Raw genomic sequence first — 23,966 nt, 5'->3', positions numbered from 1 at the left:
GTGGGCTTTTCATGTTAGAGAAAACGATGAGTGAAGAGATCAAGAGCTTTTCAAATCAACTTATAGAAGCTGAGAGAAATAGAGTGGGGAGTAAACCTTTAACTGAATTAAAACCGTCCATCACCATTCATGAAGCCTATCACATCCAACTGAAAACGATTGCCAGGAAAGTCGAAACGGGCGCAACCATAGTGGGCAAGAAAATTGGTCTCACGTCCATCGCCATGCAGGAACTACTTGGTGTCGATGAGCCGGATTACGGACACCTTCTTGATGAAATGGCGATTGAGAACAATGGAACAGTGTTGAAGCCTCAAGTTCTTCAACCCAGAGTGGAGGGGGAAATCGCCTTTGTCCTTAGAGAAGAGCTACGAGGTCCTAACGTAACTGCAGAAGATGTATTGAATGCTACAGATTATGTATTACCTGCACTAGAAATTGTCGATAGCAGAATTACAGATTGGAAGATTAAATTACAAGATACGATTGCCGATAATGCTTCATCAGGATTATTTGTATTAGGGGATCGACCCGTTTCAATAGAGGACGTCAATTTAAAAGAAGTGGGGATGAACTTCTATCGTAATGGTGAACTGATGAATACGGGGAAGGGTTCAGCAGCACTGGGAGATCCGGCATATTGTGTAGCATGGCTTGCCAATAAACTTCATGAGTTTAATTTGACACTGGAACCTGGGGAGTTGATCCTATCAGGTGCTTTATCTGCAGCTGTATACGCACAACCCGGAGATGAGTTCTCTGCCGTGTTTGATGGTCTAGGGAAGGTATCATGTACGTTTGAAAGTTAAGGAGGAAAAGAAATGAAAACGAAAGTTGCCATAATCGGGTCTGGGAATATAGGTACAGATTTAATGAAGAAATTGTTGCGTTCAGATGTATTGGAGCTAACGGCAATGATTGGTATTGACTCAAATTCAGAAGGATTAAGAATGGCACAGGAACATGGTCTTTCAACATTTTCGGATGGGTTGGATGGATTTTTAGAAAGACATGAATTGGCAGATGTATTATTTGATGCAACATCTGCAAAAGCTCATTATCATCATGCTGAAGTATTAAAAAAATTCGGTAAGAAAGTGATAGATCTTACACCTGCTGCCATAGGTCCCTTTGTTGTTCCACCTGTAAACTTACACGAGCATTTACATGAACAAAATGTAAATATGATTACTTGTGGAGGGCAAGCGACCATTCCCATCGTGCACAGTATAAATTCAGTAGCTGAAGTGGAGTATGCAGAAATTGTTGCCACCATTTCCAGTAGAAGTGCGGGTCCTGGCACAAGAGCTAATATTGATGAATTTACAGTAACAACAGCCAAAGGTCTTGAAGTGATTGGAGGAGCTGAAAATGGAAAAGCGATTATCATTCTTAATCCAGCTGAACCTCCAATCTTAATGAGGGACACGGTTTATTGTTTAGTAAAAGGAAATGTGAATCAAAAAGAGATTACTCAATCAATCAAAAATATGGTAAAGAGAGTGAGTGAATATGTTCCTGGATACCGCCTTCGAACCGATCCTATTTTTGAAGACAATAAAGTGACGGTTTTCCTTGAAGTTGAGGGCTCCGGTGACTACTTACCGAGTTATGCCGGAAACCTGGATATCATGACTTCGTCTGCAGTGAAAGTAGGGGAAGAACTAGCTAAATATGTAATGACTCAGCAGGCATAATACTTCACCTGGAGTAAATGCGAAAGGAGAATGAGTGTGACAAATCGGGATATTACTGTGACAGAGGTAGCGTTAAGAGACGGAAGTCATGCTATCGGTCACAGCTTTACAGTGGATCAAGTAATAAATGTAGCAAAAGCCTTAGATGAAGCGAATATTCCTTATATTGAAGTCTCCCATGGAGATGGATTAGGGGGTTCCTCCCTACAATACGGGCTTTCAAAAACAAATGAATTTGATTTGATTTCAGCTGCTGTTTCGGTATGCAGACAAGCAAAGATAGGGGTTCTGCTCTTACCGGGAATAGGAACGGTTAAAGAATTGAAAAAGGCAGAGCAAGCAGGTGCAAGACTAGCTCGTATTGCTACCCATGTGACAGAAGCCGATGTGTCAAAGCAACATATCCAAACGGCAAAAGAATTGGGTATGGAAACGGTCGGTTTCTTAATGATGGCTCACATGGCACCCATGGAAAAATTGGTACAGCAGGCGAAATTAATGGAAAGCTATGGAGCGGATACCATTTATATTGTAGATTCTGCAGGGGCCATGCTTCCTCATGAAGTAAGGGAAAGAGTGAAAGCATTAAAGCAAAGGGTCCATTCAAATATAGGATTCCATGCCCATAATAATCTCTCTCTGGCGATGGCCAATACACTTGCAGCAATAGAAGAAGGAGCAACCTGGGTCGATGGGAGTGTCCGGTGTTTAGGTGCAGGTGCTGGAAATACCCAAACAGAAGTCTTGATCTCGATACTGGATCGCATGAACATTGAGACTGGAATCGATCATTATAAAATGATGGATTTGGCAGAGGATATTGTAGCTCCCATTTTAGAAAAACCACAAGAAATTACAAAAGGGAGTTTAATTCTCGGTTATGCAGGTGTCTATTCGAGTTTCTTACTTCATGCCCAAAAAGCGGCCATGAAATTCAATGTAGATCCAAGAGATATCTTAGTGGAATTAGGTAGAAGGGGTGTCGTAGGAGGACAAGAAGATATGATTGTCGACGTCGCCAGCGAATTATCAAAGAAAGCTACTGTAAGGTAGAAAGGAGCCAACAATGGAGACTAAAACGCAAAACTTAAAAGAATTAGCGAAAAACATTGATTTTCATCAGGTAAAAGGAATTGAGATGGATAAGATTACACTGGCTTATCCCAACTTAACGGTCGAAGAATCCTATGAAATTCAGAAATTATGGGAACAATGTGCCCTCCAAAGGGGAGATCATAAAATTGGATGGAAAATGGGTTTAACGAGTGTCGCTAAACAACAATCGGTTGGTGTGAATGAACCAATTTATGGGAGACTAACTCAATCAATGGAGCTCAATCAAGATTCTCTCTCTCTTAAAGGCTTGATCCACCCCAGAGTTGAACCGGAAATTGCATTTGTAATGAAGAAAGATTTAAAGGGAAGCCATTTAACACCTCGGGATGTTTGGAGTGCAACAGAATTTATCATGCCTGCAGTTGAGGTTATTGATAGCCGATATAAGAATTTCTCTTTCACGTTAGTGGATGTAGTGGCAGATAATGCCTCTTCTTCTCGCTTTATACTGAGTGATCAAGCATATTCCCCTTTCAACTATTCACTTGAAAATCTGGAAGTTTCCATGTTTAGAAATGGAGAAAAAGTTCAATCTGGTCTGGGTTCTGCTGTTTTAGGGCACCCTGTCAAATCCATTATAGAATTAGCCAAAATGTTGGATCGAGATGGCATGGGAATTGAAGCAGGGATGGTTATTTTAACGGGAGGATTGACCGAAGCAATCAATATTTATGACGGTGACTCTTTGAAGGTTGATTTTGGTCCCCTTGGGTTCATTGGTTTTAATGTGTGTAATGGGAAGGATGATTAAGGGTGCCGATTGCTCATCTTCATATTCTCGAAGGCAGGAGTCCCGAAGTGAAAGAAGAGCTTGTAAAATCTCTGACTCTTTCAATTTGTGAATGTTTAGAAACAAAGCCTGAACAAGTAAGAATTTTAATAAATGAAGTTCCAAAGGGGAATTGGGCAGTTGGTGGGACGTTGAAAGAATAGTAAGTATTTGTGGACATTATTTATTGGAGGTGCTAATGGTGCAAACACTTCATGGTCAGTCATTAACATTGCCTCAGTCGATTGTAACAATTGGGGCATTTGACGGTGTACACAAGGGACATCAATCTGTGATTACTCATGTCGTACATGAAAGCAGAAAAAGAGGTATACCAAGCGTAGTGTATACTTTTGACCCACCTCCTCGTGCTTATTTTAAAGGTGCTAAAATGCTTACCACCTTGGATGAGAAGTTGGAACGTATTGAGTTTCTGGGTGTGGATTATGCCGTCATAGCCAGTTTCAATAAAGAGTACCTAAAACAATCCTCTTCTCAATTTATTAACACTCTAATGAGTTTCCACCCGGAAGAGATATTTGTTGGGAACGATTTTAGATTTGGTAATGGCAGAGAAGGCAATGTGGAAACGCTCAGGCAATTTTTTAAAGTAAGTACATTGAATCCTGTTTGTTGCGAGCAAGGAACAGTAATTTCCTCAACTAGAATCAGAAAGCTTATCGAGCAAGGGGAAAATTTCGAAGCTAGTAATCTGTTAGGGTTACACTTGCAACTGTAGAGAGTACATTCATTGGATTTTCAATATTTGAAAACGCTTTAATAATGAATGAGGGGGAAATGGAATTGAAAAGTTTGAAAAAATGGGGATTAAACTTATTGAGTCTTCTTCTTGTGTTAGGTGTATTGGGTGCTTGCGGTTCCGGAGAATCAGAAAAAAGCAGTGGATCTGAAGATAATAAGGGCAAAACTTATAACTTTAAATTAGCTCATATTACTCCACCGAGTCACATGTGGCATAAAGGGGCAGAAAAATTTAAAGAAGAGCTTGAAAAGAGATCAGAAGGGCGTATGAAAGTAGAAATTTATCCATCAAGTCAGTTAGGGACAGAAGCAGATATGGTAGAACAAATCGCTGCCGGCTCAGTTGATTTTGGTCTGATAACAGCTGCATATATGAGCTCAAGGGAACCTTCATTTGCTGCTTGGTTTACTCCTTATGCGTTTGAAGATTTAAATGCGGCAAATGAAGCAAGAGATTCAGAGGTCGCAAAGAATATTCTCAGTACGATCGATAAGCAAGGTTTAGTTGGTCTGGACTATTTATTCGCCGGACAACGAGTGATGTTGTTTAAAGATAAAGAAGTGAAGAACCCAGCAGATATGGAGGGGTTAAAACTGCGTGTTACACCTAGTCCGCCAATGCAGGACTTCTATCAATTCTCTGGTGCTTCCACTGAGGGGCTTCCATTACCGGAAGTATATTCTGCCGTTCAAACAGGTGTGATTGATGGAATGGACATGGATTTGGATGCAGCCATCACCAATAAATATCACGAAGTAGTTAAATTTGGAGCGGTGACTAATCACATGGTTTGGCCAGCAGTTGCGATGATGAATAAAGGAACATTCGAAGGACTGTCTGAAGAAGACCAACAACTTGTCCGTGAATCCATGGCGGCAGCAGCAGATTTCGCAGCAACTACAAGAGCGGGACAAGAAGAAGAATTTAAACAAACCTTAAAAGACGAAGGTATGAAAATCTACGAACTAGATTCTGATGTATTTAAAGAACAGATGAAGCAGTTTGATGAGAAATATGGTCCTACCGATCCACTTATTCAAGAGTTTATTGATACTTTCCGTAAATAATAGATTAGCAATAGGGGGTCAAAATCATGAAAGCGATAAGTAACGGCATTTCTTCTATAGAAAAGATACTGTCAATGATCCTGATGTTTTCGATGGCCGTTATCGTAACGTTAGCAGTCGGTTTTCGTTATATCCTTAATTCACCATTATCATGGGCAGGAGAAGTGTCTATATTTCTCCTGATCTGGATTAGTTTTATAGGAGGAAGCTTGGGGCTGAAGTATAAGTCCCAGGCCTCTGTCACGATCGTATTAGAATATGTCTCTTCAAAAGTTAAAAGGATCATACTTATTTTAGGGCATATGATTATGCTCATTTTTCTCGTTCTCTTAATCTATTACAGTATTAGTTGGATTTTGTCACCTAGTGTGGCATATCAAAAATCCACAGCCATGTTAATACCAATGTGGATTCCTTATGCAGCAGTGCCATTGGGTCTTTCATTTGCAGGGATCCACGTATTATCTAACCTATTTGATTTGGTAAAGGAGGAGAAGTAATTGACAATATTAGTGGTCTTTTGTTTCTTTATACTCCTCTTTATGTCTGTACCTATCTCCCTTGTACTGGGAATCACAACCGTTCTCTATTTTCTAGTAGTAGGAAACGTAACACTGTTGTCCTCTACTCCCATGAGACTATACTCGGGATTAGATAATTTTGGGTTATTGGCCATTCCTTTATTTATGCTGGCAGGAGAGTTAATGAATGGTGGCGGTATCACCACAAGGTTAGTAAAGTTTGCAAGAGTCTTAATTGGTCATGTGAGAGGCGGACTCGCTTATGTCACGATTATTGCTAACATGTTTTTAGCTTCCATACTAGGATCAGCTAATGCTCAGGCTGCCATGATGAGTAAAGTCATGGTTCCCGAGATGGAAAAAGAAGGCTACGATAGAGAGTTTTCGTCTGCATTAACATTAGCCTCTTCCATAGTAGCTCCAATCATTCCGCCCAGCATGATCTTTATCATCTATGGAACTCTATCTGGTACTTCCATTGGCGGTTTGTTCATGGCCGGAATCATTCCAGGTATCATGTATGGGATAGGTTTTATCAGCTTAATCGCCTTCCTTGGATATAAATATAATTTTAAGAAGTCGACCAGAGCTTCTGCGAAAGAAATTATGACGAGTTCATTAAGTGTTCTCCCGGCATTACTTGTTCCATTCATTATTATTTTTGGAATTTTAAGTGGAGCATTTACAGCTACGGAATCTGCTGCCATCGCCTCTCTGGTAGCCTTTATGGTAGGAATGCTTTTCTATAGGGAACTAAAGTGGAGAAAAATCCCTGGTATTTTAGTGAATACAGTGACGGCAACAGCAACGGTTACTTTTTTAATTGCAATGGCCAATATCTTTGGCTGGATGATAGCATTTGAACAAATCCCACAAGCAATCGTAACACAAATGACATCCTTATCAGATAACCCATTTGTTTTTCTGTTATTGGTGAATATACTACTGCTATTACTAGGTGCGGTACTGGATGGAATAGCGGCTTTAATCATATTAGTACCTGTTTTTATGCCTCTGATCACAGCATTTGACATCGATCCGATTCATTTTGGTGTCATCATATGTATTAATCTCACCATAGGTCTTCTAACACCTCCTGTAGGGACAGGGTTATTCATTGTTTCCTCGATTGCAGATGTGAAATTTGAAAGACTGGTAAAGGCAACCATGCCATTTCTCATGATGGGGATATTCATCTTATTTATCATTACCTATTGGGAAGGAGCAGTGATGTGGATTCCGAATAAGCTTGGACTATGAATACCATGATTAGAAGTTTAATAAGAATAGTGTGGCCAATTCGGAATTTGGATTGAAGGATGCAGCACAATATGAAGCGTTTAAAACGAATGTGGAAGACTTTGTAGCGGATGGCGGTCAATATCTTGCCATCGGTGCCGGTGCATCCCAGGCTACGACAAAGCTTGGATTAAGTGAGGTGAAGGTAGAAACAGGCGGCTCCAACAGCAACGGAATCGTCCAATTATCCCACACGGATTCTACTTACACAGCTGGTTACGAGACAGAAGACCTTGGATTTGTTTATCAACCGACATGGTACACAAATACAGGAAGTGCAGACATTCTATCAAGCTATCAGAATAGCAGTGAATTCTTCCTGGCCGGCCATTGGAAAGGCAGTGAAGCGGCACAAGGTAAACCAGTGATCGTGAAGGATGAAAATGTACTATTAATCGGACTCGAACCAACTTTCCGGGATCATACGGATTATCTGTTCAGACTCGTTTCGAATGCGATTTTTGCACAATAAGAAAATGGAAGTGCCGTCCAAATTTTGGCGGCTTTTTTTCTACAAGATACTTGTATTAATACTATTCTTTATATAGAATATATTTTGAATACTTTTAATAGTTTGATGAATGACCATTCATTCAGTTTATCTGAAAAGGGGAGGGATACAATTGAATATCGCAACACGGTTAGACCAAATCGCTCAAGAGAAAGCAGATAAAACAGCTTATCATTTCTTAAATACCTCCAGTACATACGGGGAACTAAATGCAGCTGTATCGAAATTTGCAAGCGGCTTAGAGCAATTGGGGCTGAAAAAAGGGGATCACATCGCGCTTGTATTAGGGAATTCACCACATTTCGTCATTGGATTATATGGGGCACTTCGAATGGGGTTAAAGGTGATACCGATCAATCCGATCTACACACCGGATGAAATTGGCTACATTCTGAAAAATGGTGACGTGAAGACAATAGTCACACTTGATTTGCTTGTACCATTAATCGAAAAGATGCAGCACCTTTTATCTGACGTGGAGCATTTCATCCTTTGTGAATCAGGGGATGACCGGGCGAAGGATATCGATTTAGAGAAAATCTCGCTTGCGTATCCTAAAATGAAATCGTTTACAAGTGTTCTCGGAAAAGGTGATCCTGCGTTTAAGGGGGAGGAAGTGGATGGAAATGAAGTAGCCATCATCCTTTACACCTCAGGAACGACTGGGAAACCCAAAGGTGCCATGCTGACGCACAAAAATATTTATTCCAATGCAACCGATGTCGGCAGCTATTTACGGATGAATGAAGACGACACCGTCATTACAGCTCTGCCTATGTTTCACGTGTTCTGTTTGACAGTGGTCCTGAATGCGCCTTTGATGACAGGAGCGACCCTTTTAATCGTTCCGCGATTCAGTCCTAAAGCCATTTTCGATCTGTCGAAGACTTATGAGCCAACCGTATTTGCCGGCGTACCAACCATGTACAACTTCCTATTCCAATATCCTGAAGGAAATCCAGAAGATTTATCATCTCTCCGTCTCTGTATTTCAGGTGGCGCTTCCTTACCGGTAGCACTCTTGAAAAACTTTGAAAAGAAATTCAACGTCATGATTTCTGAAGGCTACGGCTTATCGGAAGCTTCGCCTGTAACATGCTTCAACCCGTTGGATCGACCAAGAAAGCCGGGGTCAATCGGAACATCGATCATGAACCTGGAGAACAAAGTCGTCGATGAATTGGGAGAAGAAGTTCCAGTCGGGCAAGTCGGCGAACTGATTGTCAAAGGCCCGAATGTCATGAAGGGCTATTACAAAATGGAAGAAGAAACAGCCGCATCGATCCGTGACGGCTGGTTATACACAGGTGATCTCGCCCGGATGGATGAAGAAGGCTACTTTTATATTGTCGATCGTAAAAAAGAGCTGATTATTGTAGGAGGATACAACGTTTATCCGCGTGAAGTAGAGGAAGTGCTATACAATCACCCTGGAATTGTAGAAGCAGCGGTCATCGGTGTCCCACATCCCGAACTGGGTGAAGCCGTCAGCAGCTATGTTGTGAAAAGTGAACCATCCTTAACGGAACAGGACGTACTTGAGTATTGTAAAGAGCATCTTGCCAAGTACAAGCTGCCAGCATCGATCGAGTTCATTGATGAGCTGCCGAAGAATACAACAGGGAAAATTTTAAGAAGAGCACTGAAAGAACAGGTGCTTCAATCTTAAAAAAAGAAGATGTTCAGTAGATCACTGAGCATCTTTTTGTGTTTACTTCATCGCTTTACTTGCCTGCAACAGCTTTGAGCAGCTAACCGGGATATGCTCATGTTCAGCCTAATCAAAAAATGAAAGGGTTTTCTCGGTTTGTGTCGAATCATACATAAGGAGGAAACACTTAAAAAAGGGGAGAACAAACATGGAATCGATTTTACTACAACAAAAAGGCACCGTCGCCACCGTCACCATCAACCGACCGGAGGCAATGAATGCCTTTAACTACGATACACTGAACGAACTTCAGCAGGTAGTCGAAGCACTCCGCATCAACCCGGACGTCAGAGTCGTCATATTCACAGGAAGCGGAGAAAAAGCCTTTTCGGTTGGAGCCGATCTCAAAGAACGCAAAACCCTGACCGAACAGCAAGTAATCCGCAACGTCTACAAAATCGGCGAAGTCTTCCAATCCGTCGCCACTCTTCCTCAACCAACTATCGCAGCCATGAACGGCTACGCATTCGGCGGAGGAATGGAGCTGGCACTGGCATGCGATTTCAGGATCGCTGTAGCAGAGACTACAATGGGACTGACCGAAACAAGCCTTGCCATCATCCCGGGGGCAGGTGGAACCCAGCGTCTTCCACGATTAGTAGGAGAATCCAAAGCACTGGAGCTTATTCTGACAGCTAAGCGATTAACTTCAGAAGAAGCGTTGGACATCGGACTCGTTACAAGGGTAGTAGAAAAAGAGAATTTCTTGGATGAAGTCCATGCATTCGTGGAACCTATGCTGGCTAATGGTCCTATTGCCCTGCAGCAAGCTAAGTTTGCCGTGAAGAATGGTATGAACGTAGACCTGCAGACCGGATTACAGATTGAGAGAAAAGCATATGAGATGACAATTCCTACGGAAGATCGTGTAGAGGCTTTGTTGGCGTTTAGTCAAAAGCGGAAGCCGGAGTTTAAGGGGAAGTGATGTAGGTTTGATGAAAAGGACTCTTCTTTAGGGATTCTTTTTGGGCAGGCATATGAATCACTGAGTCTTTAGTTCATTTCAACCAGGAGGTTCCAATTCGGAGCCTCTTTTTCTTATGGCCCTTTTTAAAAACCAAAAATCATGTAAAATATAGAATCATACTAAAAAAACACTGGAGTGTCTCCTGTGAAAAAGAAACAGCTTAAACTAAGTACCATCATCATTCTCTTCGTGTGCATCGTTGTCCTGGTATCACTTGTGATAACCGACTTGCTAATTTCCAGGACGATCAATGACAACATAGAGTCTAATATTGAAGAAAAGGCGAAAATCGTTTCCCGGACCGTCGCTCATTCCACGATTGTGAAGAGTGGTTTAGAAGGGGAAAGGGAAGATCGAATTCAAGAATACAGCAAAGATATCCAGAAATCAGCAGAGGTTCTGTTTGTAGTGGTCATGGATATGGAAGGGATACGTAAATCTCACCCTGATCCCGATCGCATCGGCAAGCATTTTGTCGGCGGGGACGAGAAAGATGTACTTCAAGGGAAGGAAACATTGTCTATTTCAGAAGGGACTTTGGGTAAATCCGTCAGGGCATTTTCTCCTGTCTATAACGATGAAAATCAACAGATAGGGGCTGTCGCAGTAGGGATTTCCCTGGGTAGCGTCGAGGAAGCATTGGGCCGGAGTCACCGGAATATATTAGTGGGATCCATGATCGGGATTATTGTTGGAATTATCGGGGCGATTATTATAGCCAGATACATAAAGAAAATTTTATTTGGCTTGGAGCCGATTACGATTGCGAAAATATTGGAAGAGCGGAATACGATGCTCCAGTCGGTACATGAGGGGGTAGTGGCTGTCAATAAAGATACGACCATCTCATTAGTGAACAAATCTGCTCTGAAAATATTTAATAAAGCGGGACTAAGCTCGGATCCGATTGGAATGCCCATCAAAGAATACATGCCACACACCAGGTTGGAAAGAGTCATCAGAACGGGGAAACCTGAGCTTGACGAGGAGCAGACGATCAATGGGGTATCTATCCTGGTGAATCGCGTCCCGTTAATCGTCAATGATGAAGTAGTCGGAGCAATCTCTACCTTCCGTGATAAAACGGAAGTGAATCAATTAGCAGAGCAGTTAACAGGTGTCAAATCGTATGCGGAAGCGCTCAGGGCCCAGTCGCATGAATTTATGAATAAGATGCATGTCATTCTGGGATTGGTGAAGATGAAGGATTACAATCATTTAAATCGCTACGTGAAAGAGCTTGTTTCCTTAAGGGTCGATGAAGTGAGCACGGTGACGTCGAAAGTGAAGGATCCTGCTTTGGCTGGTTTTATCATGGGAAAACTGAGCTATGCGAGGGAAAAGAACGTTGCATTGACCATTGATTGTCATGACTTTATCCCGGAACCCAAAGACCCTACTGTTACTCATGAACTGATTACCGTGATTGGAAACCTATTGGATAATAGTGTTGAAGCAACGACAAATAGTGATGAAAAGGAAGTGCTGATTGAGCTATTCTATCAGGACGAGCGATTTGAAATGGTCGTGACAGATACAGGAGAAGGAATGGCGGATGAAATGGTAGAGGATATCTTCGCCAAAGGATACTCATCTAAAGGAGATGGAAGAGGATACGGCCTCTTCTTAGTGAAAGAAAGTCTCCGTAAACTGAATGGAACCCTGCACGTTGAATCAAAGGTAGGATCTGGAACGACAATGATTGTTCAAGCTTCATATAAGGAGGGGGAAAAGGGTGATTAATGTATTGATCGTGGAAGATGATCCGATGGTGGCCAGGTTTAATCAAAGGTATCTGGAAGAGATCAAAGGGTTTCATTTAATCGGTATCTCGAATTCGATTGAAGATGCCATGGTGAAAGTAAATGAGAATAAGATTGACCTGGTATTATTGGATGTTTATATGCCTGGTAAACGAAACGGGATGGACTTGTTGGAGCAAATACGGATGGAACAGCGGGAGACAGATGTCATCCTCATCACAGCCGCATCAGAAGTTGATCATATCCAGAGTGCCCTTCGCATGGGGGTAGTGGACTATTTGATCAAGCCTTTTGAATTTGAACGATTTAAAAAAGCATTGATGTCTTACCGGGAGAGTAATTGTATGCTTCAGAAGCAATCTACCATCGATCAGAGCGAACTGGATTTACTTTTACTTAGGGATGTACAAGCCAGGGAGAAGTCACCACTTCCTAAAGGGTTGACGAGCAGTACATTATCGTCTATCTACGATGAGATTATGAGTTTGGAAGAAGAGTCCTTTTCAACAGATGATATTGCAGACATAACGTCCATTTCACGAGTTTCGATCAGAAAGTACCTCAGGTTTCTGAAAGATATCGGCGTGGTGGATGAGACCCTGATCTATGGTATCGGAAGGCCGGTCTATCAATATACATGGAATAAATTGAATAGCACACGGATTCAAACCTATTTGTAAGCAGCCCATCCGGCTGCTTTTTTTAATTTCAAAAGTCAAACAATAGTTTCATAACCTATGAAAAGATAAAGCGTTTTCATATGATAGGTATATATTGAAAGCGATTTCGTTAGGAGCGATTGGATGACTCGAAAGAATTTAAAGGAAGAAGCATTATCCATACATGAAACACATGCAGGGAAAATTGAAGTGGTGAGTAAGATTGATATTTCATCTGAAGAAGACCTTAGTCTTGTCTATACACCGGGTGTCGCCGATGTATGTAAGACGATAGCCGAGGATCCAAGGCAGGCCAATACGCTGACATCGAAAGGAAACATGGTGGCCATCGTCACCGACGGTACAGCTGTATTGGGTCTTGGTGATATCGGTCCGGAAGCCGCGATCCCGGTCATGGAAGGGAAAAGTATGTTGTTTAAGAAGTTCGCCGGTATAGATGCCTTCCCCCTTAGTCTGGATACGAAGGATGTAGATGAAATCGTCACGATCATTAAGGCCTTGTCCCCTTCTTTTGGAGGGATTAATCTGGAGGATATTTCAGCACCGCGCTGTTTTGAAATTGAAAAACGGTTAAAAAAAGAGTTGGATATTCCGGTTTTCCATGATGACCAGCATGGTACAGCCATTGTCGTCCTGGGCGCATTAATCAATGCGCTGAAGGTTGTAAACAAATCATATAAGAAAGTGAAAATTGTCATCAATGGGGCAGGGGCAGCTGGAATTGCGATTGCGGAACTCCTTTTATTCGCAGGTTATGAAGATATTACTCTCGTAAGTTTAGAAGGTGTCCTGTGTAAAGGAGAGAAATGGATGAATGCTACCCAAGAGGATATTTCTTTACGCACGAACCTGTTAGGGGTACGCGGTGAATTATCGGATGCATTAAAAGGGGCAGATGTATTTATCGGTGTATCGGGACCTGGAGCCCTCAAGAAAGAGTATATTAAAACGATGAATGAGCAGCCGATTGTGTTTGCGATGGCCAATCCTATACCTGAAATTTATCCGGAGGAAGCATTGGAAGCAGGCGCAGCAGTAGTGGGGACGGGGAGATCGGATTATCCGAACCAGGTCAATAATCTTCTCGCTTTCCCCGGGGTATTCAGAGGAGCTCTGGATGCGAAAGCAAAGGACATCACAATGGAAATGAAAGTGGCTGCTTCCTATGCCATAGCCGATGTGGTCAGCTCTTCTGAATTAAGCCCTCAATATATTATTCCGAAGGCGCTTGATCCCCGAGTGGCAGAAAGAGTAGGGGAGTCCGTGCGGAAGATTGCATGTAAGAAAAGCAAAGCAAACAGCTCAGTTTCATAATGATTAATACGACAAAGGGGATGAACAAGATGGGACAAGCAGCATCAACACTTTCATATAAGAATGAGAAAACAAAAGAGAATGTGACGCATACGAAAGACCGATCTCTTCAGATTTTCAATATGCCGATCCTTTGGTTCCTGGTCTTTACGGGCATCACGCTTGCAAGCTTGTATACGGGGAACCTTCCAGGGGGCATGATCGGAAGTCTTCTCGTCATGATGGTTCTCGGTGAATTATTTGGATGGATAGGAGATCGTACGCCAATCGTGAAGACGTTCCTCGGCGGAGGTGCTATCATTGCGATCTTTGGATCTGCTTTTATGGTTTACGCAGGTTTACTTCCGGAAGCCATCGTCACGTCCATGACCGACTTCATGAAATCAGGCGGATTTTTGAATTTCTATATTGCTGCATTAATCACTGGAAGTATTTTAGGAATGAATTCAAAGGTTTTGGTGAAAGTGGGACTTCGCTATTTCCTACCGATCTTCGGGGCGGTAGCCGGAGCCGTGATAGTAGCGGGAATCTTTGGATCTCTGGTCGGATTTACCCTTCAAGAAGCCATCCTCGTCATAACCATGCCCATCATGGGTGGTGGAATGGGAGCGGGAGCGGTTCCCATGAGTCAAATCTATTCGGAAATGATGGGGAATGACCCGAGCTATTATATCTCCATGCTAGTGCCTGCACTTGCATTAGGGAATGTATTTGCCATCATTTTAGCATCGGTTCTTGACATTATCGGAAAAAAAGTACCTTCTCTAAGTGGAAACGGACAGCTTATGAAAGGCTTTACTTATGAGAAGACAAAACAGAAGTATAATATTGAAAAGATGGGGGTGGGCTTACTCGCTGCCCTTACATTCTTCACGGTGGGGACATTGCTGGGATCGGTTCTTCCCCTTCATCCATATGCCATCATGATCATTCTTGTCGCGGCAGCGAAGATTTCAAACATGATCCCTCAAAACGTCGTAGAGGGAGCCAGTCAGTGGTATCAATTTGTAGCAAGCAATTGGACGTTCGCTTTATTATTTGGGATCGGTGTCGCGTACACCGACTTAGATACCGTTCTTGCAGCGTTGACGCTTCAATATATCTTGACCGTATTCGGAGTTGTTTTAGGAGCAATCCTCGGTGCGGCGATCCTTGGGAAAGTCGTTGGGTTTTACCCGATTGAAGCAGCGATCACAGCGGGATTATGCATGGCCAATATGGGAGGAACAGGGGATGTTGCCGTGTTGTCAGCATCGAAACGAATGGAGCTTATGCCTTTCGCTCAAATCTCTTCCCGATTAGGCGGCGCATTGATTCTGTTATTGGCCGGATTAATTATCCCGTTGTTGTAAATATGGTACACTTAGGCTTGACTCTTGTAGTCAAGCCTATCTTTCATTTTAATAGATTGTGGTGACGTAAATGGACGTAATATTAATTGTACTACCTGCATTACTCGTCTTTGCCGTTGGATATATCGGCCAAAAGAAACTTGGTTTCGAGATCAATTCGATTTCGAAGATGGCTATTTACTTAATGTATCCATTTCTTGCATTTAAGACCTTTTACGAGAATGAACTGAATTTGGATTATCTTTATATTTTTCTCTTTTGTATCGCGCTTTGTGTGATTTTGATTGTATCTATTAAAATAGTGGCTAAGTTTAGAAACTATTCAAAACCGAAAGTGTCGGCCATGATTTTATCCGGGGTATTCATGAACAGCGGCAACTATGGAGTACCGATCATCCTATTTGCTTTCGGTGAGCTCGGTTTTCGCTATGCGGTCATTATGATGGTGATACAGTCCTTTCTTATGAACACAATCGGCCTCTATTATGCTGTCAGTGGCAGTGATAAAAAGAGGGAGACGAGGGAAATTTGGATGAAGATCGTCAAGATGCCGATTCTGCATGGTGCTTTTCTTGGATTGGGCTTTCAATTGTTGCAGCTTGATGTGCCGGTGTTTATGAGTCAGACCATTGATCTGATTTCCCAGGCAACGATTCCTACGATTATGGTAGTGTTAGGGATGCAATTGGCCACATTGGGAGGGAAGAAGGTGGAAAGAGGCGCACTTTCCTTTATTGTGATCATGAGAATGGTAGCTTCACCCATCATAGCTCTGGTCGTCGTTTCGTTCCTGCCTATTTCGACCATGTTGGCTTCGATTCTCATTATTTTGGCAAGCATGCCGACTGCTGCGAATACGACGATGTTTTCATTGCAGTTCAATACAGAACCTGATTTAGTGTCGACAAGTACACTGGTCACTACACTTATGAGCATTGTGACGATCCCGATCATGTTGGCCCTTGTATCCTTATAGAATGGAAGCTGCTTGAGATTTCTCAAGTAGCTTTTTTAATAGAATAAAGTAAGTAGAAGTCTCTCTTTTTGACAACTGCCTTCGAATCTATTACTATTGTAAAATAAATTCCAACCAATTCAATCAGATTAAGGAGGATTATGCATGGCTGGCTATGTTCAACCGGTTAATGAACAAAAGGGTCCAGAGAAAGCGAGTACCGAATTGAACCCTCCCCAGACATCTTTAGTGGCTGGCGGTTTAATCGTTACAGCGATTCTTGGCCTATATTTACTCGTTACACAAGACATTGCCCAAACCGTTTTACTCGTGTTGGGGCTGTTGTTAGGATATACATTATTTCATGCAAGATTCGGATTCACTTCTGCCTTCCGAAGAGTGATGTCTGTAGGGAACGGGCAGGCACTGCGGGCACATATGGTGATGCTTGCCGTTGCCGTAACGTTATTTGCTCCGATCCTTGCGACAGGGTTTACATTCTTTGGCGGAGAAGCGGCAGGTTATGTCTCACCTGTTGGGGTAAGTCTACTGGTAGGTGCCTTCCTGTTTGGGATTGGGATGCAGCTTGGAGGAGGTTGTGCTTCAGGTACGCTATACGCAATCGGGGGCGGTCGCTCCGTTATGTTTATCACATTGCTATTCTTTATTGTGGGTGCCACTGTAGGAGCCTATCATCTTCCATTTTGGACAGAAGAAATGCCTTCCTTTAAACCTATTTCATTAGCAACTTCTACTGGATTAGGTTATTTTGGGGCGTGGATCGTTTCGATTTTATTCTTTGGCTTTGTTGCTTGGATTACACTGCGGGTCGAGAAGAAGAAAAAACCGCCCCGCATGGCGACACTTCCAACATCAAAGGGATGGAAACGGATTTTACGAGGATCTTGGCCCCTTATTGCAGCAGCGATCGTATTGGCTGTGTTAAATGCCCTCACTCTCATGACACGTGGGAATCCTTGGGGAATCACTTCTGCCTTTGCTCTATGGGGGTCAAAGGTTGCCGGAATGTTCGGGGTCGACGTGGCAGGCTGGGGCTACTGGACAGGAGCCAATGCTGAAGCTCTTCAAGCATCGATCTTTGCCGATTCCACAACGGTATTAAACTTCGGTGTCATCCTTGGAGCATTTCTTGCATCTGCTGCAGGAGGCCTGTTCCGTTTTAATAAAATCACTGGGAAAAATGCCATGGCGTCCGTCATTGGTGGACTGCTGATGGGGTACGGTGCCCGTTTGGCATTCGGATGTAACATCGGTGCTTACTTCGGAGGGATTGCTTCCTTCAGTCTTCACGGTTATATTTGGGGGATTCTTGCCCTTGGAGGTACGTTCCTGGCACTTTATCTTCGTCCGATGTTCGGCTTGTCGGTGCCGAAACCAAAGGATACATTTTGCTAGCTGGATAGTTTGAAAAATCCTGCATGTAGTTACACATGCAGGATTTTTTTGGGATTATTCACCGCCATAATAAATAACCATCTGGCACACAGTTGTTTCTCCTGAATCATTTACATATTCATGCCCGGAGTCTGCGGCAAAACGAATCGAACTTCCTTCTGTCAGCTCATAGGTTTCTTCACCAATCTTAAGGGCAATCTTCCCTGACAGCACCGTGATGTATTCCTCCACACCTTTCGTATGTCCTTCATTCCGATACGAGCAGCCCGGTTTCATTTCAACCCGGTAGCTTTCCCATTTTTTCAGGGGGTCGAAAGGGAAGATGGGATAAACGATGTAGTTTCCGTTATCTTCAAGAACAGGCTGAACGTCTTGATAATGAATGATGGATATTTGATTGCTTGGCTTTTCAATCAATGAAGAGAAGGATACCTTTAAGCCATTGGCGATCTTCCATAGTATCGCGACCGTCGGATTCGAGTCGCCACGTTCAATCTGACCGATCATCGCCTTGCTTACACCGGTGCGCTCTGCCATCTGCTCAAGGCTGAAGCCGCGCTCCCTGCGGATCTTTCGTATATTATCTCCAATTTGAATCGGGAAATTTTCCATGTTAAAAACTCCTCTTGTATACTATAACGTCTATATGTATAATATAATAAATTAACAAAAAATTAAAATAGTAAATTACTTTTATTATAAAGGATGTGAGAGGATGGAGGCACTGCTTTCTACGAAAAAAGTGAGTGATTTTCGTCTGGGGTTGCAGGGAGGACTCAGCATTGCCATTGGATATATGCCTGTTGCATTAACCTTTGGGTTATTGGCACGTACAACCGGCCTCACGGTCACGGAAACGGTACTGATGAGCATGCTCGTGTTTGCAGGGGCTGCTCAATACATATCACTTAGTCTGATTGCGGTTGGTACAGGTATTATAGAGATCATTCTTACAACGTTCATCGTCAACATCCGTCACTTCCTGATGTCGGCTTCTTTAAGTGAAAAGCTCGAGGAAGACCGTTTGTTTAAAAAGCTTTTTTATGCGTTTGGGATTACGGATGAAACCTTCACGGTCATCAGCGTTAAAGATGGCAAAGTAAGAACGGGTTTTGCCGTCGGGGTGATGCTCATTTCATACGGGAGCTGGGTTGTGAACTCTGGTGTAGGCTATTTCATTGGGGAAATCCTTCCCGAATTTTTACAAGCGAGCATGACGGTCGCTCTGTATGCCATGTTTGTGGGACTCCTCGTTCCTTCTATGAAAAAAAGTGTGAAGGTCACGTTTTTAGCCGTAGTAGCCGGTGCGTTGAATAGCATCCTGCTTTTCACGACAAACCTTTCAAACGGATGGTCGATTGTACTGGCTACCCTTGTTTCAGCCGTGATTGTGGAATTAGTGGTCATGATGAAGGGGGGGACGAGATCGAATGAATAGCGCAATTGTTTTGATGATCATCGGTATGGCGGTTGTCACGTATATTCCCAGAATGCTTCCTTTCCTCGTATTCAAAGGGAAAGAACTGCCTCCTTTCCTTCAAGGCGTATTAAAGAATGTTCCCTTCGCCGTATTGGGTGCTTTAATTTTCCCAAGCATTTTGTTGATTCAAGAGGGGAATCTTATGTTTGGAGCCGTCGGGACGGCAGCTGCATTTGTCATTGCCTTTCTGGGGGCCAACGTCATCCTTGTGGTGATTGGGGCGATTTCTGTTTTGTCTTTGTATTCGGTATTCTTGATGTAAGCCGTGACTCGGGTCGTGGCTTTTTTTATTGGAGGGAGATGTCGCGATTTCTGCCGTAATGTGTTTAGGTTCTAAATCTTTGGACAGGGTATTACATATAGTAATGAAGATGGGAAGGGAGGAAATATGTTGGCTAAAAAATGGGCACTTCGTTCGATACTGGCTTATTTGCTATTAGGCTTATTTCTATATGTGTATTTATTCTTCTTGGCGGATTCTACTTTGCCTGACATGTACAAAGGAAGCAGTGCTGATCCGGCCACCTTTATGAATGGTAAAGAAATCATGCTGAGTGAGGATTTCTCGAAAATCAAGAATCTCCTGTTTTTCTTATCCACTCCTTACGAATGGTTGTTTTATTTCCTGATCCTGATACTCGGGGTCTCGCGTGTGTTTGAGAAGTGGGCGAGGGGAACGGTGAAAAATGGTTTCCTCCAAACGGCCATTTATTTGTTCTGGTTATCGATCGCTTCGTTCCTGGCGATTTTTCCACTGCAGTACATTTCTCATAGTATTTCGAAGAGCTACAATATTTCCACCCAGACGTTCTCCATGTGGATGAAGGATGAGATCACGGATTTCTGGGTGAATTACCTCCTCATGTTCATCATTGTATCGGTGTTATATGGATTGATGAAACGATTCAGGCAGCGCTGGTGGTTAGCGGCCTGGGCATTGTCGGTACCCTTTACGATTTTCATGATGTTCGTGCAGCCGGTTTTGATCGACCCGCTATATAACGACTTCTATCCACTGAAGGATAAAGCATTAGAGGAACAAATCCTGACTCTTGCCGACAAGGCAAACATTCCAACGGACCACGTATTCGAAGTCGACATGTCAGAGAAAACGAATTCACTCAATGCTTATGTAACCGGAGTCGGATCCAATTCCCGAATCGTTCTATGGGATACGACCCTTGAAAAATTAACGGACAGGGAAATCCTGTTTGTGATGGCCCATGAAATGGCTCACTATGTGGAGAAGCACATCTATATCGGCATTGCCATATACCTGTTCCTATCCTTCTTTGGGTTATTCCTGACGGCCAAGCTGATGAGAGGCATCGTCGCCAATCATAAGGAGGATATGAAGGTATCGAGCGTGTCGAGCTTGAGCTCATTACCTCTGTTCTTAATGATCACCTCCATGCTTCTGTTCACTATCAGTCCCCTTAGCAACTGGATCTCCCGCTACCAGGAAACGAGGGCTGACCGATACGCAATAGAAATGACGGGCGACAAAGAAGCCGCCATCTCATCCTTCCAAAAGTTATCGAAGGTGGGATTATCTCAAGTCAATCCGCCTTTACTTGTGAAGATTTTCCGTTACGGTCATCCGACGATGCTTGAACGACTGACGATGCTTGAGGAGTATGAAAAGGAGAAAGATACAGAGTAAAGGAATAAAACTTACGAGATAAGTATTGGTACACCTTATACAGATTGAGAGAAAGTGAATGACAGGAAGAACGACTTGTGAATGGAAGCGAGTCGTTTTTTTGTCTATTTTTCACTTTTGTTTTCTTTATTCCAAATTTTAGTGTGCAATCCTTGCGGGTGTGGTAAAATAAGGAATTACATAATTGTATTTTCTGTTTATTAAAAAAGGCAGGGGGATGGAGAATATCAAAAATCATAAAGTTTGGTTATTGTTTATTCGTTTTTCATTTACCGTTTTAGCGTTAATCGGCCTACCTTTTTTGAGTTATCTTGAAACTGGTCGCCCGATGATGGAGTGGTCTTTGATTATAGGGATATTAGTTACCCTGATCATCATCTATGTAAATGGAGACGGCTATTTTTACAAAAAGGGGCAGCATTTGATCAAAGAAAAAAAGAAAAGGTTTTATCATTCGATCTCTTTCTGGACAGCTTTCGTTTATACCGCCGTGGCATTATACTTTACGATTAAAATTTATGGGAATTTACTACATTAGATGTTCCTAGAATTGATTACAACATGCGACCATACAGAAAAAAGCCAAGTCTCTTAAAAGACTAGGCTTTTTCTCTTTTATTAATAATCAAGTTCTTCGCTTTCTCTGTCATATAGGCGAAAATTACATCTTTATGATGCAGTCCTGAGTTTGTTAGTTGTGTTTCCAGCCACTCTGTCGATTTGCCAAGAAGCTTCAGGTTCCGCGTTTGGATTTTACCATCCACAATCACTGAAATCGGCAATCCCTCGTCATCAATTTTAAGGTCGAGATGCTGGACGGTAACAGGGGTGTTTTCCACCTTTGGAATGACGCTCACTTCACCGATCGGCTCGAGCATGGCGTAGTCCACATCTGAAATTTTGGGGTAACCTTGAGAGCGTAGAATGGAGGTTAATTGGATCAGCGAGATCTTGGATTTCTCCAGATTATCCTCTAATATCTCCCCATTTTTAATCAGTAAGGTGGGTTCACCCAAGAAGAAGCGATTCCCCCATTGACTTAGGGTCATGAATGAGAACAGTACATGAAGCCCTACTAAAATGACGAGAGCCGCGATGGTTGGCCAGAATTCCGTGGAGATCAGTGGTTCAGAGGCAATGGTCCCAACGATAATAATTGCCACTAGATCATAGGGAGTCATCTGTACAATTGTGGATTTTCCCATCAGTCGCATTGCGGCAATGGTAATTAAGTAGAGGACAAGTACTTTTATTAGCAGGATCATCATATTCGCTCCAAAAGTGTTTAGGTTAGCTTTAGGATGTACTATTTAAATTGAAGTCATGCATGAAATGGAGGGTCCAATGGCCCGTCCATTAAAAAAGGAATAGCTGACTCATGTATAGAGTCAGCTATTATTTATCATCCGTAACTTAGGTTCAGTTCGTTTAATTCTTTTGATAATTTCATGAACAGAGGTTTATTTTTCTTATCCAGGGCGGCGTCAATGTCTGTTAGGAGTTTTGTCTTGCGCGTCATCAGAATGCTTTCATGCAGCACCATGTCGATATAGATCTCCATCACACTTCTCTCAGCGGCTTTCTTACGGGTCATGGCAGAAGCTTTCATCATTTCGGTATAGGACTTTTTGTTTTCCATATACGGTCACCCCTGAATTCTTTTTATTAGTATATGGGGTAAGTAGTAAAAATTCAACCAAAAAATTAAATATTCTGATAATTTTTTATCCTTAGCGAAGTAGCGTGTGATTAATTTCAGAATTTTTAAAAATATGCGAGACAACCCTCGAAATTTATGGTATTATTTTGGTGAAAAATGTAAATGGAGGCGATGAAATGAGAGAAAAATCTCGAATTATAGAAGAATATGAAGTGAATCCCCATACGATGATCCTGCAGCCAATTGAGTACGGTGCCAGGACATTTACCAAAATCATAGAGGTAGATGACGTGCTAATCTCCCCATTCAAACCGTTCGATATTTTAAAGAAGAGTTGTGAATTCTTTGGTTCCTCCTATGAAGGAAGAAAAGAAGGCACCAAAAGACTTACGGGTATCATCTACAAAGCTCCCATCATGGTGAATCCTCAAATGTCCATTTATCTATTTCCAACATCTTCTCCTGTCAAGCAAGAATGCGCCTGGATTTCCCATTCACATGTTCGCGGGTATGAACGATCGACAAATGGATCAACACGGGTCTTTCTTCAAAACAATGAGTCCTGTATGGTTCCCATTTCTTACAGTTCCTTTGAAAATCAAATGCTTCGTACTTCGGACTTGCGTATCGCCTATACACAGCGTGTCGCAGAAATGGAAAGTAAATATAATACGAAGGTTCAAACCGAAATGAGTACTATCAAAACGTTTTACCTTAATCGAAATATCAAAAAAAACGATGCGTGAGATGAATCACGCTTCTTTTGTTGTATCAGTTTTCGTTTCCAGGAATCGACGATACAAATAATGTCTCATTAAATCCTCCACACGGTTTCGAAGGCGCGGATTAAAGTAATTATGGTGCTCCTCATAACCCTTATACAGAAACATATACATCGTAAAGGCATCGTCTGATTGAATTCGCTCAACCTTCATCTTATTGGTCCTCATGTACTTTTTGACATGAGCAAGTTCTCCTTGGATGACCTTCATCGTCTCCTCAATCATTTCTAAATACGGCCGTTTTAATTTAAACGGGCTGCTGTCTACGATTTGCAGATCACGATTCAAAATCGTCAGCACCATCGGTAAATATATGGCCTGTTCTAATATGTTTCTGTCGTTCTCCGGGATCCTTGTCATATGAAAAGACTCCTTTTCACTTTAATATAGAACAAATGTTCGTATTTTCATTTTACGTGGAATTCGATTTACTTTCAATAGCGAAAGTTGTAGAATTTGAATTTGTTTCTATTATGAAGG

Annotated in this window: 27 protein-coding genes; 23 read left to right on the top strand and 4 right to left on the bottom strand. The window is 42.4% G+C overall.

Annotation, left to right across the window (positions count from 1 at the left end; all coding sequences use genetic code 11):
- Positions 1 to 26: 26 nt before the first annotated feature.
- From ACXAF2_RS21800 to ACXAF2_RS21715, 18 genes are all read left to right on the top strand, one after another.
- A complete protein-coding gene (locus ACXAF2_RS21800; protein WP_475141880.1) occupies positions 27 to 809 on the top strand; it encodes a 2-keto-4-pentenoate hydratase in 783 nt (260 codons plus the stop codon).
- Positions 810 to 821: 12 nt separating this feature from the next.
- Positions 822 to 1,697, top strand: coding sequence for an acetaldehyde dehydrogenase (acetylating) (locus ACXAF2_RS21795; protein WP_475141792.1), 876 nt, complete (start codon positions 822 to 824; stop codon positions 1,695 to 1,697).
- Positions 1,698 to 1,733: 36 nt separating this feature from the next.
- Positions 1,734 to 2,750 (top strand): 4-hydroxy-2-oxovalerate aldolase, encoded by a 1,017-nt coding sequence (gene dmpG / locus ACXAF2_RS21790; protein ID WP_475141790.1) that lies wholly within the window; start codon positions 1,734 to 1,736, stop codon positions 2,748 to 2,750.
- A gap of 13 nt (positions 2,751 to 2,763) precedes the next feature.
- Positions 2,764 to 3,564, top strand: a complete 801-nt coding sequence (locus tag ACXAF2_RS21785; RefSeq protein WP_475141789.1) for a 2-keto-4-pentenoate hydratase — start codon at positions 2,764 to 2,766, stop codon at positions 3,562 to 3,564.
- Between the two features lie 2 nt (positions 3,565 to 3,566).
- Positions 3,567 to 3,746 (top strand): tautomerase family protein, encoded by a 180-nt coding sequence (locus tag ACXAF2_RS21780; RefSeq protein ID WP_148968378.1) that lies wholly within the window; start codon positions 3,567 to 3,569, stop codon positions 3,744 to 3,746.
- Between the two features lie 35 nt (positions 3,747 to 3,781).
- Complete coding sequence (locus ACXAF2_RS21775; RefSeq protein ID WP_475141787.1) at positions 3,782 to 4,321, top strand: FAD synthetase; 540 nt, start codon at positions 3,782 to 3,784, stop codon at positions 4,319 to 4,321.
- 65 nt (positions 4,322 to 4,386) lie between these two features.
- A complete protein-coding gene (locus ACXAF2_RS21770; RefSeq protein ID WP_475141786.1) occupies positions 4,387 to 5,412 on the top strand; it encodes a TRAP transporter substrate-binding protein in 1,026 nt (341 codons plus the stop codon).
- 26 nt (positions 5,413 to 5,438) lie between these two features.
- A complete protein-coding gene (locus ACXAF2_RS21765; protein WP_475141785.1) occupies positions 5,439 to 5,912 on the top strand; it encodes a TRAP transporter small permease in 474 nt (157 codons plus the stop codon).
- Complete coding sequence (locus ACXAF2_RS21760) at positions 5,913 to 7,193, top strand: TRAP transporter large permease (RefSeq protein WP_475141783.1); 1,281 nt, start codon at positions 5,913 to 5,915, stop codon at positions 7,191 to 7,193.
- Positions 7,194 to 7,224: 31 nt separating this feature from the next.
- Positions 7,225 to 7,704 (top strand): hypothetical protein, encoded by a 480-nt coding sequence (locus ACXAF2_RS21755; protein WP_475141782.1) that lies wholly within the window; start codon positions 7,225 to 7,227, stop codon positions 7,702 to 7,704.
- 151 nt (positions 7,705 to 7,855) lie between these two features.
- Positions 7,856 to 9,412 (top strand): fatty acid--CoA ligase family protein, encoded by a 1,557-nt coding sequence (locus tag ACXAF2_RS21750; protein WP_475141780.1) that lies wholly within the window; start codon positions 7,856 to 7,858, stop codon positions 9,410 to 9,412.
- A gap of 190 nt (positions 9,413 to 9,602) precedes the next feature.
- On the top strand, positions 9,603 to 10,379 hold the full coding sequence (locus ACXAF2_RS21745) for an enoyl-CoA hydratase-related protein (protein WP_475141778.1): 777 nt from the start codon (positions 9,603 to 9,605) through the stop codon (positions 10,377 to 10,379).
- A gap of 186 nt (positions 10,380 to 10,565) precedes the next feature.
- The gene (gene dcuS, locus ACXAF2_RS21740; protein WP_475141775.1) at positions 10,566 to 12,164 is read left to right on the top strand and encodes a DcuS/MalK family sensor histidine kinase; all 1,599 of its coding nucleotides are present in this window, start codon (positions 10,566 to 10,568) and stop codon (positions 12,162 to 12,164) included.
- Entirely contained in the window at positions 12,157 to 12,864 is a 708-nt protein-coding gene (locus ACXAF2_RS21735; RefSeq protein WP_475141773.1) for a response regulator, read from the top strand. The genes dcuS and ACXAF2_RS21735 overlap by 8 nt, the downstream gene beginning before the upstream one ends.
- Before the next feature lie 123 nt (positions 12,865 to 12,987).
- Positions 12,988 to 14,178, top strand: a complete 1,191-nt coding sequence (locus ACXAF2_RS21730) for an NAD(P)-dependent malic enzyme (protein WP_475141771.1) — start codon at positions 12,988 to 12,990, stop codon at positions 14,176 to 14,178.
- Positions 14,179 to 14,207: 29 nt separating this feature from the next.
- Entirely contained in the window at positions 14,208 to 15,530 is a 1,323-nt protein-coding gene (locus ACXAF2_RS21725; RefSeq protein ID WP_475141769.1) for a 2-hydroxycarboxylate transporter family protein, read from the top strand.
- A 70-nt stretch (positions 15,531 to 15,600) separates the two neighbouring features.
- Positions 15,601 to 16,506 carry an AEC family transporter gene (locus ACXAF2_RS21720; RefSeq protein WP_475141768.1) on the top strand — a complete coding sequence of 302 codons (906 nt, stop codon included), beginning with the start codon at positions 15,601 to 15,603 and terminating at the stop codon, positions 16,504 to 16,506.
- A 144-nt stretch (positions 16,507 to 16,650) separates the two neighbouring features.
- The gene (locus tag ACXAF2_RS21715; protein ID WP_475141766.1) at positions 16,651 to 17,901 is read left to right on the top strand and encodes a YeeE/YedE family protein; all 1,251 of its coding nucleotides are present in this window, start codon (positions 16,651 to 16,653) and stop codon (positions 17,899 to 17,901) included.
- Between the two features lie 54 nt (positions 17,902 to 17,955).
- Here the strand turns inward: ACXAF2_RS21715 and ACXAF2_RS21710 are convergent, their stop codons facing one another.
- On the bottom strand, positions 17,956 to 18,513 hold the full coding sequence (locus tag ACXAF2_RS21710) for a helix-turn-helix domain-containing protein (protein ID WP_475141765.1): 558 nt from the start codon (positions 18,511 to 18,513) through the stop codon (positions 17,956 to 17,958).
- 103 nt (positions 18,514 to 18,616) lie between these two features.
- On the opposite strand from ACXAF2_RS21710, the gene ACXAF2_RS21705 reads away from it, so the two are divergent.
- The 4 genes from ACXAF2_RS21705 (at position 18,617) to ACXAF2_RS21690 (ending at position 21,582) form a co-directional block, all read left to right on the top strand.
- Positions 18,617 to 19,339 (top strand): AzlC family ABC transporter permease, encoded by a 723-nt coding sequence (locus tag ACXAF2_RS21705; RefSeq protein WP_475141763.1) that lies wholly within the window; start codon positions 18,617 to 18,619, stop codon positions 19,337 to 19,339.
- On the top strand, positions 19,332 to 19,643 hold the full coding sequence (locus ACXAF2_RS21700) for an AzlD domain-containing protein (protein ID WP_475141762.1): 312 nt from the start codon (positions 19,332 to 19,334) through the stop codon (positions 19,641 to 19,643). Before ACXAF2_RS21705 ends, ACXAF2_RS21700 begins: the two co-directional genes overlap by 8 nt.
- 129 nt (positions 19,644 to 19,772) lie before the next feature.
- Positions 19,773 to 21,044 (top strand): M48 family metallopeptidase, encoded by a 1,272-nt coding sequence (locus ACXAF2_RS21695; RefSeq protein WP_475141760.1) that lies wholly within the window; start codon positions 19,773 to 19,775, stop codon positions 21,042 to 21,044.
- 217 nt (positions 21,045 to 21,261) lie between these two features.
- Positions 21,262 to 21,582, top strand: a complete 321-nt coding sequence (locus tag ACXAF2_RS21690; RefSeq protein WP_475141759.1) for a hypothetical protein — start codon at positions 21,262 to 21,264, stop codon at positions 21,580 to 21,582.
- A gap of 61 nt (positions 21,583 to 21,643) precedes the next feature.
- Here the strand turns inward: ACXAF2_RS21690 and ACXAF2_RS21685 are convergent, their stop codons facing one another.
- Positions 21,644 to 22,309 (bottom strand): DUF421 domain-containing protein, encoded by a 666-nt coding sequence (locus ACXAF2_RS21685; RefSeq protein ID WP_475141758.1) that lies wholly within the window; start codon positions 22,307 to 22,309, stop codon positions 21,644 to 21,646.
- 137 nt (positions 22,310 to 22,446) lie between these two features.
- Positions 22,447 to 22,683 (bottom strand): IDEAL domain-containing protein, encoded by a 237-nt coding sequence (locus tag ACXAF2_RS21680; protein WP_148968397.1) that lies wholly within the window; start codon positions 22,681 to 22,683, stop codon positions 22,447 to 22,449.
- A 197-nt stretch (positions 22,684 to 22,880) separates the two neighbouring features.
- On the opposite strand from ACXAF2_RS21680, the gene ACXAF2_RS21675 reads away from it, so the two are divergent.
- A complete protein-coding gene (locus tag ACXAF2_RS21675; protein WP_475141756.1) occupies positions 22,881 to 23,450 on the top strand; it encodes a competence protein ComK in 570 nt (189 codons plus the stop codon).
- Between the two features lie 6 nt (positions 23,451 to 23,456).
- On the opposite strand, the gene ACXAF2_RS21670 is transcribed toward ACXAF2_RS21675, so the two are convergent.
- A complete protein-coding gene (locus ACXAF2_RS21670; protein WP_475141755.1) occupies positions 23,457 to 23,846 on the bottom strand; it encodes a YhjD family protein in 390 nt (129 codons plus the stop codon).
- Positions 23,847 to 23,966 lie beyond the last annotated feature (120 nt).

The organism is Rossellomorea sp. ABR4_004 (genome assembly GCF_056159585.1).
The sequence above is the reverse complement of the archived record's forward strand: the minus strand, read 5'-3'. Positions and strand labels throughout refer to the sequence as shown.

Coding starts and splice junctions, on each gene's coding strand:
- ACXAF2_RS21775 (WP_475141787.1), top strand. CDS start 3,782: ATGGTGCAAACACTTCATGGTCAGTCATTAACATTGCCTCAGTCGATT.
- ACXAF2_RS21675 (WP_475141756.1), top strand. CDS start 22,881: ATGAGAGAAAAATCTCGAATTATAGAAGAATATGAAGTGAATCCCCAT.
- ACXAF2_RS21785 (WP_475141789.1), top strand. CDS start 2,764: ATGGAGACTAAAACGCAAAACTTAAAAGAATTAGCGAAAAACATTGAT.
- ACXAF2_RS21710 (WP_475141765.1), bottom strand. CDS start 18,513: ATGGAAAATTTCCCGATTCAAATTGGAGATAATATACGAAAGATCCGC.
- ACXAF2_RS21685 (WP_475141758.1), bottom strand. CDS start 22,309: ATGATCCTGCTAATAAAAGTACTTGTCCTCTACTTAATTACCATTGCC.
- ACXAF2_RS21725 (WP_475141769.1), top strand. CDS start 14,208: ATGGGACAAGCAGCATCAACACTTTCATATAAGAATGAGAAAACAAAA.
- ACXAF2_RS21670 (WP_475141755.1), bottom strand. CDS start 23,846: ATGACAAGGATCCCGGAGAACGACAGAAACATATTAGAACAGGCCATA.
- ACXAF2_RS21800 (WP_475141880.1), top strand. CDS start 27: ATGAGTGAAGAGATCAAGAGCTTTTCAAATCAACTTATAGAAGCTGAG.
- ACXAF2_RS21720 (WP_475141768.1), top strand. CDS start 15,601: ATGGACGTAATATTAATTGTACTACCTGCATTACTCGTCTTTGCCGTT.
- ACXAF2_RS21765 (WP_475141785.1), top strand. CDS start 5,439: ATGAAAGCGATAAGTAACGGCATTTCTTCTATAGAAAAGATACTGTCA.
- ACXAF2_RS21690 (WP_475141759.1), top strand. CDS start 21,262: ATGGAGAATATCAAAAATCATAAAGTTTGGTTATTGTTTATTCGTTTT.
- ACXAF2_RS21700 (WP_475141762.1), top strand. CDS start 19,332: ATGAATAGCGCAATTGTTTTGATGATCATCGGTATGGCGGTTGTCACG.
- ACXAF2_RS21715 (WP_475141766.1), top strand. CDS start 16,651: ATGGCTGGCTATGTTCAACCGGTTAATGAACAAAAGGGTCCAGAGAAA.
- ACXAF2_RS21705 (WP_475141763.1), top strand. CDS start 18,617: ATGGAGGCACTGCTTTCTACGAAAAAAGTGAGTGATTTTCGTCTGGGG.
- ACXAF2_RS21680 (WP_148968397.1), bottom strand. CDS start 22,683: ATGGAAAACAAAAAGTCCTATACCGAAATGATGAAAGCTTCTGCCATG.
- ACXAF2_RS21745 (WP_475141778.1), top strand. CDS start 9,603: ATGGAATCGATTTTACTACAACAAAAAGGCACCGTCGCCACCGTCACC.
- ACXAF2_RS21730 (WP_475141771.1), top strand. CDS start 12,988: ATGACTCGAAAGAATTTAAAGGAAGAAGCATTATCCATACATGAAACA.
- ACXAF2_RS21795 (WP_475141792.1), top strand. CDS start 822: ATGAAAACGAAAGTTGCCATAATCGGGTCTGGGAATATAGGTACAGAT.